The following is a 12,235-nucleotide window of genomic DNA, read 5'->3' on the forward strand; positions in this document are numbered from 1 at the left end:
CATGGACCAAACGGTGTTGCGCGAGGACATGGTCGACGGCCTCGACCACGCCCTCGGCGGCCTCGACGAGTCGCTCGGGGTCGCTATGCAATCGGTCCCCCGGCACGCGTTCGTCGAGGACCGACCCTACGACGACCGTCGCGGCGAACACGCCGGGACCGCGGTCCTCGCGCCACGAACCGTCGCCAGGCTCGTCGAGGCGCTCGCCGTCGAGGACGACGACACCGTCCTCGTCGTCGGCGCCGGCGTCGGCTACACGGCCGCCCTCCTCGCGGAACTCGTCGGCGAGCGACGCGTCCACGCGGTCGACATCGTCCGCCGACTCGTCCTCGAAGCGCGCCACAACCTCGGGCAGGCGGGCTACGAGGGCGTCCTCGTCGACCGGCGTGACGGCGCCGACGGCCTCCCCGAGTACGCCCCGTTCGACCGCGTCCTCGTCGAGGCGGCAGCGGTCCGCCCGCCGCGGGCGCTGGTCGACCAGCTCGCCCTGGGTGGCCGCCTCGTGATGCCGATGGGGACGCCCGACCCGACGCTCGTCGCGGTCGAAGCCGACGACTCCGCCGACGGGTACGCGGTCGTCGAGGAGTTCGGCCCCCTGACGCTCGCACCCCTGCTCGTCGACGGCGAACAGGCGGGGGGCGTCACCCGCAACCGCACCGAGCGCGAGGACCGCGAGTTCGCCGAGCAGGGCTACTTCGCGCCGACCGGGTGGGAACAGGAGTGGATCGACTGGGACGAACGGCTCGACGGCGGCCGCGGCCACCACCGTCGCTGAGCGGCGGACACCGGCCGCCTACCCCCGTACCACCAGTACCTTCGCGTTCCCCCGGCGGTCGACGTAGCCGCTCCCGGCCGGCGGTTTCACCTCGATTACCAGCGTCCCCTCGTCCTGATTCGACCGGAGGCTCGGTGTCGCCGTGACCGTCGCCGTCCCGTCCTCGCCGGTGGTCGCCGTCCGGACCCCGTCGAGGTCGGCGCTCCCGGCCTTGACGATCACCGTCGCGTCGGCGACCGACGACCCGTCGGCGCCGACGACGGTCAGTTCGAGCGACCGCTCCCCAGGGTTCACCACCTCCGGCTCCGGCCGCACGTCGAGTTCCGTCGTCGACAGCCCCTGGATCCCGGTCAGCATGTTCATCATGACGCTCAGGCTGGCGACGCCGATGACCAGCGCGATGACCAGCCTGATCGGTAACCCCTCGATGGCCCGTCGATCCGCTCGGAACGATTCGAACACGGCCCGGCATGCTTCCGCCCTCGCATTTGAACCTCCGGGCGGAGCTTTAGGTACGGTCGGGCGGCCACTCCCCGTCGTGCACGTACTCGGACGCGACGAGGGGACGGGACCGGCGGTTCGACTGGGGCGCTACCGTGCGGCGGACGGCAGCGACGGGGCGACGGTCGGACTCGACCTGGACCGTCCGCACGCCGCGTTGATCGTCGGCAAGCGGGGGTACGGCAAGTCACACACGCTCGGCGTCCTCGCCGAGGACGCGGCGCGGGCGGCGGGGGTCGCCCCCGTCGTCGTTGATCCGATGGGCGGCTTCGACGGCCTCGCCGTCGGCGACGCCGTGCCGGCACACGCCGTCGACGCACCCACGGTCCCCGCGGCGACGCTCCCGCCGCCGGCCTGGCCCGCGCTGTTCGACCTCTCGCCGACCGACCCCGTCGGCGCCCTGCTCTGGGACGCGGCGGCGGCGGCCGACTCCCTGGCGGCGATGATCGATCGGGTCGAGACGGCGGCCGTCGACGGCGACGTCCGGCGCGCCGCCCGCAACCACCTCGACCTCGCCGACTCCTGGGGGGTGTTCGCCCCCGACGGCCTCGCGCCGGACGCCCTCCTCTCGGGTGCGGCGACCGTCCTCGACTGCTCGGGGCTCGACGACAGACCGGCCGCGGCGCTGGTCCGTGCCGTCGCTCGCGGCCTGTACGACGTCTGTGTCGAACACTGCCCCGACCGCCTGCCCTGGCTCATGGTCGACGAGGTCCACGCCTTCGCCGACGGCGTGGCGGCGTCGGCGCTGGAGACGGTGGTGACCCGCGGGCGGACCCCCGGCGTCTCGCTGGTCGCGGCCACCCAGCGGCCGAGCGCGCTCCCGTCGGTCGCCGTCTCGCAGGCGGACCTGCTGATCGCCCACCGGCTGACCGCCGCCGCCGACGTGGAGGCCTTGGCGGCCGCCGCCCCGACCTACCTCTCGGGGACGCTCCGCGAGCGTCTGCCGACGACCCCCGGCGGCACCGTCGTCGTCGATGACGCCACCGAGTCGGTCCACGGCGTGCAGGTGCGGCGCCGGGAGACGCCCCACGGCGGCGCCGACCCGCGGGCCAGCGACCGCGCCGGTCAGTCGTCCAGTCCCGTCCCACAGTCGGGACACTCGCCCTCGACGACGGGGACCGGCGCCGAGCAGGTCGGACAGTAGTCGAGATAACAGGCGGGCTCGCCCATACCCCGGCTTCGACCCCGGCGAGGGTAAACGTTCGGCGTCGGACGGATCGCCACCGGGAACGGCGACACACACACGTTTTGCCCACGGAGCACCTACGGTTTCGGCATGAACGGAGCGGACCGAGTCATGCTCCTCGGGGTACTGTTGATCTTTTTGCTGATCCTGCTCGGTCTCGTCGCCGCGTTCGTCGTCGGGTGAGCCGATACCGGCGCTCACTCGTCGCTACGCTCCTCGTTCGTCGTCGGCGTCGGCAGAAAGACGCCCGGAGCGGGATTTGAACCCGGAGGACTTCGCTCGCGGTGCTCGCTCGTCCTCAGGTTCAAATCCGCTGTAGCGTTTCGCGGACGCCAGCACTCACTCGTCGCTACGCTCCTCGTTCGTCGTCGGCGTCGGCAGAAAGACGCCCGGAGCGGGATTTGAACCCGCGTCACGACCGTGACAGGGCGCCGCTCCATTTGGTCCTTCGCAAGTGCCACTTTCAAGTGGCTCATGCACTTCTACGCCGAAAGTTACTGCCTCTGTAACGTACTACGAGAGTGGCACATAAATAGGTGCCCCCGTAGATGGCGGTACAGGCGTGTGGTTTCCACATTTCAGTAATCAATAGAAGAAATAATCCACACAACCGACTGCGCTCATCTTGACGGCCATCTTCAGTACCCCTCCAGTTCCGGTGGAAACGCTTACTGCGTGGTGGGTGGGTGGATAGGAGGAGTGGAATAGGGTGGGGATGGGGGTGGGGTTAGCACACGGGCACGCGCTTCGCTCGCGTATGTTGGTAACTTTGCCCTCGTGACTACCCCTATTTCACCACGGTTTCATCGCGCCGACCGCATGGATACGACCCACAAACTCATGACAAGAACTACGACAAGGCGATGACGAACGAGTAGATTGAGCGACGGAGGACTCTCTCGTGGATGTTTAATTCAGATTATCCTCGCACAGAAGTATTATTTTACTGGTTGTTTATTGAGCGGGTATGGGAGATGACGATGTGAGAAGTACGGTTGACAAAGGATTTGTTACCTGCAATGATTGCGGTAAAAAGAACCCGCCGACTAAAAATAAATGTAAGAATTGTGGGAATTCCTTGTGACTGAAAGAGACGAAGAAGAACTTGGGTGGATCACCTGCGACAATTGCGGTACAAAAAACCCTCCAACGAAAACCAATTGTAAAGATTGTAATCGCTCTCTTTAGATCGGTATGGAAATTCTTTCAACAATTCTCGGCACATGGTCGGGGAGGTTAATCGCACTCTGTTTGTTGGAGATGCTGTTTTTTCTATTCTACAGCCCACAATACTTTCTATCAATTGTTGGTAGAGATCAAGATGCAAAAGAGTTGAGCGGCAAGTACCGGTCAAGTGCCCTTTCAATAGCAGGATTAGTGTTCGCTGGAATTACTTTCGTGTTAGCCAACGCAGAGAGCATACCTAACGTGGAGCCTGCTCTCGAAGTTCTGTATGTTTCTGTTGGTTTCCTCATTTGTTCATTTCTCATAGAAGGTCTAACAAATCATAGATACATTTGGTTAATGTATCAAGAAATAGTATTAGAGTACGGCGTAATTGGGCTATTACTTGGATTGTGGTTGCTGTCTGAATCTGTTGCTCCATCGTCAGCAAGAGTGAGTCTTGCTGTTCTCATTATTGCCAGTCTACTACGTGCGAGAGAGGTTGTTGGCGAAATAGAAGCATACAGCAATCTTGGAGACAAATCCCGAAGACAGTTTTTGTGGGATTTCATTTGGCGAGTAGAGAAGTAACCTCACTAATTCACAGCATGTTCGTTCCGTCAGTAAAGTACGTCCGTTCTTGAGACATAGCCGCTTCGCCGTACATGTGGTACCGCGGGGATAGGTAGAGGAAATTAGCAACGATCATCGGCTTCACTCACGTACATTGGTAGGCAGATCCCTCGAATTCTTGTTAGAATAACCACAATAAAATGATGTTTCCCCGGAAGAAATAACAGATGTGGCACTCTTTCAGAACTGTCCAGAGTGCGAGGGTAACGATTGGGCCACGCCTGTATTTCAATCCGACATCCGATGTAAGCAATGCGGGCTTGAAATTGACCCTGAAGAAGTCAAAAAGGAGCCGAAAAGCATCCTTAATGACATCGTCAGCGACGAGCCGAAAGTATCCAGTCAAAAAAATCGCGAGTATTCCGATGATCTTCGTAGCCGCGTGAACGATAAAAAGACGGAGGGATGGGAAGTGCTGGAATACAAAAGCGACCATGTCGTCATGGGAAAACAAAAGAAAGCAGGTCTGATTCGGCACTTCGTGACGTTTCTCTTGACGGCCCCACTGACGCTTGGGATGGGGAACGCCGCGTACCATGAGTACAAGAAACGCCAGTACGAGAAAATGGTTTTACGCGAAAAAGAAGAACTTGATCCTCGGGAAGAAACACCGTCCGAAGCACTCGAATCCTTGGAAGAATTACGCGAGGATGGCCTTATTTCAGACACCGAGTACGAAGCAAAGAGGAAAGAAATTCTCGAACGGCTCTAACAGAAGCAGTTTGGTGGCTCTACCGACCTGACCAAGTTCTACTATCGCGGCGGATACTAAACTTCGCTCACAGTGATGCGAGCGACGCAGTCTCAAGCGATTGAAGCACGCCACTTTAATTGTAAGTGTCCTCAAAAGAGGAAGACATGGAGCCGGAGGCCGTCGCCGAGTACGTCGAAGAATCTCGGCAACTTATCGAGACTTCTCCTCGGATGGACGAGCAAAACACGAAGGTTCGTCTCATCCAACCCTTCCTTGAACTCCTCGGGTGGAACCTCCGCTCGACCGAAGTAGAACTTGAGTACAGAGTCACGATGGGGTCAAGCACTACCCACGTCGATTACGCCCTCCTCGTTGGGGACGCCCCGGTCGTGTTCGTGGAAGCCAAGCCGATCAACTCCAGTCTGTCCGATAGCGATGTACGGCAGTTGCGGAGTTACATGCGGCAGGAACTCGAAGTCGATTGGGGAATCCTCACCAACGGACAGTCCTTCGAGGTACTGACAAAGAGCCGGAGTACGCGAAACGGCGAGGAAATCTCCGTCGTCCAATTCGACCTCGACGATCTCGATAATAACCCCGACATCCTCGAAATCCTCTCGAAAGAAGCCATCCGCTCGGGGAAGGCAGATGAAATTGCCGAGCAGGTGGCCCGGACGAACGCAGTGATCGGCCACCTCACCGAGGACGAATCACGGGTGGCCGAAAGCGTGGCCGAGGCGATTGAATCGGAAGTGGGTGAGTTTCCGATAGACCTCGAAGAACAGGCCCGCGAGTTCGTTCAAGATTTGGTGACGGTTCTCCGAGAACAGCGGCAGTTCGTCAGCGAAGATCGCCCAACGGAGTCCGAATCCGAGGAATCAGAGATCGGATCTGCGGACGATCCCGACAATCCGGATGATCTCGAACCGCGTCGAAATCTGATTGCGGGAACCATCCGCCGGAGCGAGATCGAGGGAGATCCGGACGCACGAGTCGCAGTCTTCCCAACTCGATCATCCGGACTACCGTTCCTCAAGGAAAATGAGGCGTGGGGATTCGTCAGAGTGGGCCGGGATTTCGACTACGTGGCGATGTACGTCACGGGCGACGTGCGCGAGATCAAATACTTCGCGGAAGTCGATGAGGTGATCGAACCCGAGGAGGCAGGGCTGGAGCGTGATCCACTCGATTACAAAGACCGAGCGAAACTCGCGGAAAACAAGATGGTGGTCAAATTCAAATCCGGGTCGCTCTACGAACTGGAAGATCCGATACCCTACGAATCGAATTACCCGCAGGGTCTACGCTACACGACGCTCGAAAAAATTAGAACGGGGAATACGACGGATGACGTTCTCTGACTCTGTTTCAGAAAAATGTAATTAGAATCCTCGACTTGCCCGAGATCCACGACGCGGCGTGAAAGCGTACCACTTCACCGACGCCACCACTGCACCGAGCATGAGTTGGACCACGATCTGCTCGACAGACGTGGGGGGCAGGTACTTGGTGACGAGGTAATCAACGGTTGCCATGATGAACGAACCGCCGACTGTCTCGACGTAAGCATTCCAGAGCGCGAGGAGTCCGGCTCCGTAGATGTACATGGCAATCGGATTGCCGGTCAGGGACCCCGTGAAATAGTTCACCATGCCGCGCTCGTAGCCGAACGGTTTAGCCATCGTCACCACCTGCGAGTGCCGAGGATGCTATTCGGTACTTGACCATCAGGAGAAGCCGATTTCTCTGTTTCATCGTCTTTCTTGCCTCCTGCTGTTATTTCAGATGGAGGCATCCGACAATTCGTGAACAATTCTAAAAAACGTGGCGGCGAGGATACAGGAACCACGACTGAACACAGATTCTCGGTGTACCGCGAGGACGAGGCGAGTCAGACGGTTTTCAATACCCCCTCAATCACTCCTCACTCCTCGTCATCGAGACTAAAACAAGTGGCAAACACTCCTTTCTGTCCGCCTCCAGCGTACTGTTCACAATCTCAAATTCGAGTCACAAATTCCCGAAGTGTTAACAGAGTCCTCGCCGTCGGTCAACTAACCCCTGCGAGGTTCCTCTCTCAATGCCACCGGAATCACAAGCCACCACACCTACCGAGTTCGTAGAAGAAGCCTTCGACACGTCAATCAGCGATGAATCCGTCTCCGACCTCCTCTCGGTCATCGACCGCACCATCTCGAATCTCCGCGAACAGGTAGACGACGACACGCTCGGGAAGATGCTCCGAGCAGGACCCGGTTCGTACCGCTTCCGCGGAAGCATGACCCGAGACGGCCTCCAGCCCGAGCCGTTCACACAGGATGCCGTCATCGAGCCTCTGCTTGACGCACTCGGTTACGATTACGCGACCGAGGCCGGTGGACTCTCCGGCGGGCGGACGATGGTGGCCGACTACACCGTCTCTCTGCGCGACCACCCCGAGATCGACTCCACGCGACTACTCGTCGAGGCCGAACCCATCAACAAGGACCTCGACAACCGCGACCACGGCGTCGGGCAGGTCAAAGACTGGTTGAGACAACGTGAGTTCGAGTCCGATTTCGGATTCGCTACCGATGGCCTCCGGTGGGTGTTCGTTCGCTACGACTCGGATTCGTACACACACAACATCATTGAGGAGGTGGACCTCCAGCCGGTGTTCGTCGCGCTGTTCGAGAATCAAACGTCCGCCGCGCCGGACCCACTCGACGAGGCCGTTTTCGAGGCCGACCGCGAGGACGTGGCGGCGCTTCAGCAGACGTTCGCGTTCGAGAACTTCCTCACAATCGCTGGTGAGGCCCGCGAGGTCATCGAACGCAAACAGCAGGAGATCACCGACGAGTTCTACGACGACTACATACGGTACGTATTCGGCGTCGTGGAAGGCGACGACGACCGTTCGGGCCGCTCACTCGTCGGGGATGGGGTCGCCAAGCCAGCGGGTGCGGACGAGGAGCAAGCCCGGCTGTTCGCGGTCGAACTGATGAACCGGCTCATCTTCGTGAAGTTCCTCGAAGACAAACACATCGTCGAGCCGGACCTCCTCGAAGCCCTTGTCGAAGCCTACGAGGACGGACTCTACCCGGACTCGCTGTACCAGTCGCTCCTCCAAGACCTGTTCTACGACGTGATGAACACATCGCCAGAGGAGCGTTCTCCCCATGTCCAGAACATCGACCTGTTCGCAGACATCCCGTACCTCAACGGTGGCCTGTTCAGCCCGACCATTGAGGGCGAGGACTTCGACGAGGAAGACTTCGATGTCGCCAACAGCGTCCTGTTCGACATCATCGAACTCTTGAGCGAGTACAGTTTCTCCGCGGCGGGCGCACCGACGGAACTGGACCCGAGCGTCCTCGGCAACGTCTTCGAGAAAACGGTCAACTACATCACCACCGACAACGCGGACACGAACAAGGAACTCGGGGCCTACTACACGCCGAGCGAAATCACGCGCTTCTGCGCGGAGGAGACGGTTCGCCCCGCCCTGCGCGACCGCTTCGAGCGAACCCTCGTGGAGGAGCGCGATTGGCCGGAGGCGGAGGCCACGGGGTTCGACTCGGTGTACGAACTCATCGAGAGCCTGCCCGGTCGGTGGGGGACTATCAGCAGTCTGCTCGCCACGGTGGACGACTTCCGCGTCGTGGACCCGGCGTGTGGGAGCGGACATTTCCTCACGTCGGCACTGGAGGAGATCGTCAGCATCCGCAAGGCGCTGTACTCGCGCCACGAATCCAGTCAGCCGGAGTACAACCTCCGCAAGCAGACGGTGCTGAAGAACATCTACGGCGTGGACATCATGGGACCGGCGGTCGAGATCGGGAAACTCCGCCTGTGGCTATCCATCATCGGGGACCTCGAACGCGAGGATTTGGACGAACTCGACGAGGACGAACTCGCACTCCCAAACATCGTGTTCAACCTCCGGCAGGGCAACAGCCTCGTGGGGTACACCGGCTTCCCCGAGACGACCGACAACGGCGAGTTCACGCTGGAGCGATTCAACGAGGACACTGTTCGGGAGCGGTACGAGGGCATCATCGAGTCGATTCGTCGCCACGAGCAGGGCGGAGAGGAGGCCGACCGTCACCGCCGCGAAGCGTTCGAGCAACTACGTGAGTCCCGCGAGGACCTTCTTGACGACATCCACGCCGACTTCGTGGACGCGGGCATCGACGGCATCACGAAAGAGCAGGTTGCGGACCTTGACCCGTTCAATTGGGTGCTGGAGTTCGCGGAGGTTTACGCAGATGGCGGGTTCGATGTCATCGTTGGCAATCCGCCGTGGGACCGAATCAAACCAAATCGTGATGACTTCTTTAGTCGGTACGATTCGGAATTTCGGACACTCTCAACCAATCAAAAAGACGATAGGATAGGCGAGATTTTGGAAGATGAGGGCATCAGAAAACGGTGGGAAGAATACCAGCGTCAGATTCGTCTTCAGGCGGACTACTTCAACGACGGTGATGCTTTCACCAAACAGCGGTCGAAGATCGCAGGTCGAACGCAGGCGTCGGAGAACGACCTTTCCTCGCTTTTCTTTGAACGCGTCTTCGACATCGCACGCGAGGATGGCTATGTCACGCAAGTTCTCCCCGGTCGCATCTTCCATGGAGCACCAACGAAGACGCTCCGCGAACATCTGCTTAATGAGACTACCGTGTCCTCGCTCGTGAGTTTTGAGAATCACGGCATCTTCAACAACATCGACAATCGATACAATTTCGGCATCGTCACATTCGAGAACCGGGGAGAGACAGATGTTCTCCGTGGTATTTTTGAACAAACTGACCTTGGTATTCTGGAAGACTCGGACGAATTTCTTGTCGAAATTCCGAGAAGGGTATTAACGGGATTCGCGCCCTCCTCACTGCTCTTTCCACGTATTCAATCTGATCAGGACGTAGGAGTTCTCAATACACTGGTTTCGCACCCTTCGGTCGGTGACGAAGGGAGGGACTGGTATGCTAATCCTTTCTACCCGCTCCACAAAACGAGCGACAAAGAGCGGTTCTTTGACACACCCGAAGATTGCCAATACCCCATTTTAACAGGCCGTAATTTTTTCCAATTTTCTTACACACCAGACTTCTATGACGATTTGGAGCCTCCGTTCCAGTGGAGTGTAGATGAGGAGATTGACCCTTCCCGGAGCGCGAAACAGCGAATCCGTGAAAAGAAGGTTCGGTCACTAAAAAAGAGTCTGTACGAGGCGTTTGATGGGTCAGGTTCGATGAAAGGTTTTGTAAACGACCTACTGGAGGAGGAACGTGGGCGACCACTTTCACCCAAGGATGTCCGTCTCCCTTCAACTACGTACAGGGTGGGATTTCGGCGCGTAGCAAGGGGGACAGACGAGCGGAGTATGATTTCAGCAGTTATTCCTCCCGGCCCCGTTTGCGATTACAGTTTCTACGTAATCGAACCGTTTGAGATTAAACCAAGTCAGGAGGACTTGTCCGAATTTCCGCTACACAGCGTGTACGAACAGGTATTCTCCGACAGAGAACTGTTCGCCGCGTTGGGGCTGTTCAACAGTATCTCCTTCGACTTCCTCATCCGGCGGAAAATAGACAATAGCATCCCGATTTACAGTTTCAAAGAGACACAAATTCCTGACCTCACCAAGGGCGACGACTGGTTCGAGTACATCTCGACCCGTGCTGCCCGTCTAAACTGCTACGGCGAGGCGTTCGCGGAAATGCGCGACCGGCTCGGTGGCATCGATCCGGCCACCGACATGGACGAGCGTCGTGAACTCCAAGCCGAACTCGATGCGGCGGCGTTCCACGCCTACGGCCTCAATCACGAGCAGACCGAATTTGTGCTGGAGGACTTCCACCGAGTGCGCGACCCACGCATCATGGACGAGGCGTACTTCGAGATGGTGCTGGAGAAGTACGAGTCGTTGAGCGAGTGACTACTTTGAGGTGTGGAGAAAGCCGCCGTCGTTCAGTGGCGGTCGCAGATCGCGCCATCGAAAATCCGCCGTCTCTCCCGTCTCCAGTTCAACGCGGTAAATCTCTCCCGCTCGTTCCTCGCTGGTCACAATGTCGGCGTCGTCCTCCAGCACCTCAACGACGATCCCGTGGAGGCCGTGGTAGCGGTCGTGGTCCGGGTCAGTCTCGTCGGGGATGTCTACCCGAACAGGGTCGCCTTCGTTGAGTTCGTCCATTTGATTTTGGATTGTGTGCCGCGAGGACGTGCTTTGTTGTGTCAGTCCCGCCTCACCTCGGTCCACTCGGAGTCGCACGTCTCGCAGGTGTACTGCTCTTTGGTTACTGTGGGTTCCTGCTTCTCGTGACGCCAAACGTCGCTGTTGTCGCCGCATCGAGGGCAAGTCGTTTCGGTCTTCTGTGCGATGGGCATAGCGGATGTTCTGACAGTACCAAGTTTTCGGGTGCTGGTTTAGAAGTGACCTGTTCACGAGTTGGGCGACGGTTCAGCCTTGGTCAGTTCTCGTTCTACTGGTACTCGTCGGTGAGTCCCGATTTTGTTACACATCTTACTATCGGAAGACCCACCGCAAGAGTCGCGGCGCACAGAGTCTCGACTGTGAACCTCGGAAGTGTTTACACCGGGGATGGAAGCGGGACCCCAAAGGTTTCGTATCCGACACACTTGCCCAAATAATACGACATTTGTCGAACCATCACTCATTTTCCTGTACCAGTCAGGATAGACCGATGTATCGTTTTCCGTGTGATTATTTTAGAATCAGAACTTTATCGCAGTATCCGAACGAGGTCGCCGCTACTCTGTGAGTGTCTTTTCGGCTTTCGAGCGAATCCGTTGCGCCTCATGACGGACGGACGTGCGGCGAGACTCGTTGGTGACGATCTCGTCCATCTCGTCCAGCAGGAACGCGGCTTCGCGTGGGTTCAGTTCCACTTCCATACACCACCTTTCGTGTATCACAGCATAAACTCAAGCGTCAATTCTTTAATTTCCCCATAGAATCGAACTATGTTAGTGTACTAATGTGGTTTACCTCTACTGTCTACCGCTCTGCGGTTAACCGCGAGGACGGGTTTGCTTTGGTAGAAATTGGTAGTAGACAATTAGACTCTACTGTTTAGTAGTAAGGTACGCCAGTAGGGTACACCAAGTACAACTAAAATAGTGTTAACCACACATGCAAAGCCAAGACCGTCCTCGCGGTTCTCCGGTAGTAGCGAACACTAATAGCGTTATTCAGTAGAACTTATTGGTCTTACTGGTGAACAAGTAAGGACTCCCATACTGGTGCCCCTTCCCGCGTGCCCGGGAAAGTCCAAAATCC

At 58.2% G+C, this 12,235-nt stretch carries 10 protein-coding genes; 6 read left to right on the forward strand and 4 right to left on the reverse strand.

Annotated features, from left to right (window positions below; all coding sequences use genetic code 11):
- The first annotated feature begins 1 nt into the window (after position 1).
- Complete coding sequence (locus EI982_RS14055) at positions 2-775, forward strand: protein-L-isoaspartate O-methyltransferase family protein (RefSeq protein WP_157690289.1); 774 nt, start codon at positions 2-4, stop codon at positions 773-775.
- A gap of 18 nt (positions 776-793) precedes the next feature.
- Here EI982_RS14055 and EI982_RS14060 read toward each other — a convergent pair whose 3' ends face one another.
- Positions 794-1,237, reverse strand: a complete 444-nt coding sequence (locus EI982_RS14060; RefSeq protein WP_157690290.1) for a DUF7382 domain-containing protein — start codon at positions 1,235-1,237, stop codon at positions 794-796.
- 76 nt (positions 1,238-1,313) lie between these two features.
- On the opposite strand from EI982_RS14060, the gene EI982_RS14065 reads away from it, so the two are divergent.
- The 4 genes from EI982_RS14065 (at position 1,314) to EI982_RS14080 (ending at position 6,314) form a co-directional block, all read left to right on the forward strand.
- Entirely contained in the window at positions 1,314-2,420 is a 1,107-nt protein-coding gene (locus EI982_RS14065) for an ATP-binding protein (RefSeq protein WP_233255239.1), read from the forward strand.
- A gap of 1,236 nt (positions 2,421-3,656) precedes the next feature.
- Entirely contained in the window at positions 3,657-4,217 is a 561-nt protein-coding gene (locus EI982_RS14070) for a hypothetical protein (protein ID WP_157690291.1), read from the forward strand.
- A gap of 211 nt (positions 4,218-4,428) precedes the next feature.
- Entirely contained in the window at positions 4,429-4,971 is a 543-nt protein-coding gene (locus EI982_RS14075) for an SHOCT domain-containing protein (RefSeq protein ID WP_157690292.1), read from the forward strand.
- Positions 4,972-5,117: 146 nt separating this feature from the next.
- Positions 5,118-6,314 (forward strand): DUF8743 domain-containing protein, encoded by a 1,197-nt coding sequence (locus EI982_RS14080; protein WP_157690293.1) that lies wholly within the window; start codon positions 5,118-5,120, stop codon positions 6,312-6,314.
- Between the two features lie 21 nt (positions 6,315-6,335).
- Here the strand turns inward: EI982_RS14080 and EI982_RS14085 are convergent, their stop codons facing one another.
- Complete coding sequence (locus tag EI982_RS14085; protein WP_157690294.1) at positions 6,336-6,635, reverse strand: hypothetical protein; 300 nt, start codon at positions 6,633-6,635, stop codon at positions 6,336-6,338.
- Between the two features lie 398 nt (positions 6,636-7,033).
- Here EI982_RS14085 and EI982_RS14090 point away from each other — a divergent pair, with 398 nt between their 5' ends.
- The gene (locus EI982_RS14090) at positions 7,034-10,873 is read left to right on the forward strand and encodes an Eco57I restriction-modification methylase domain-containing protein (protein ID WP_157690295.1); all 3,840 of its coding nucleotides are present in this window, start codon (positions 7,034-7,036) and stop codon (positions 10,871-10,873) included.
- On the opposite strand, the gene EI982_RS14095 is transcribed toward EI982_RS14090, so the two are convergent.
- A complete protein-coding gene (locus tag EI982_RS14095) occupies positions 10,874-11,128 on the reverse strand; it encodes a DUF8139 family protein (protein WP_157690296.1) in 255 nt (84 codons plus the stop codon).
- Between the two features lie 578 nt (positions 11,129-11,706).
- Positions 11,707-11,850, reverse strand: coding sequence for a hypothetical protein (locus EI982_RS14100; RefSeq protein ID WP_157690297.1), 144 nt, complete (start codon positions 11,848-11,850; stop codon positions 11,707-11,709).
- Positions 11,851-12,235 lie beyond the last annotated feature (385 nt).

The organism is Haloplanus salinarum (genome assembly GCF_009762275.1).
Classification (GTDB): Archaea; Halobacteriota; Halobacteria; order Halobacteriales; family Haloferacaceae; genus Haloplanus; species Haloplanus salinarum.

Coding starts and splice junctions, on each gene's coding strand:
- EI982_RS14055 (WP_157690289.1), top strand. CDS start 2: ATGGACCAAACGGTGTTGCGCGAGGACATGGTCGACGGCCTCGACCAC.
- EI982_RS14070 (WP_157690291.1), top strand. CDS start 3,657: ATGGAAATTCTTTCAACAATTCTCGGCACATGGTCGGGGAGGTTAATC.
- EI982_RS14080 (WP_157690293.1), top strand. CDS start 5,118: ATGGAGCCGGAGGCCGTCGCCGAGTACGTCGAAGAATCTCGGCAACTT.
- EI982_RS14085 (WP_157690294.1), bottom strand. CDS start 6,635: ATGGCTAAACCGTTCGGCTACGAGCGCGGCATGGTGAACTATTTCACG.
- EI982_RS14090 (WP_157690295.1), top strand. CDS start 7,034: ATGCCACCGGAATCACAAGCCACCACACCTACCGAGTTCGTAGAAGAA.
- EI982_RS14095 (WP_157690296.1), bottom strand. CDS start 11,128: ATGGACGAACTCAACGAAGGCGACCCTGTTCGGGTAGACATCCCCGAC.
- EI982_RS14100 (WP_157690297.1), bottom strand. CDS start 11,850: ATGGAAGTGGAACTGAACCCACGCGAAGCCGCGTTCCTGCTGGACGAG.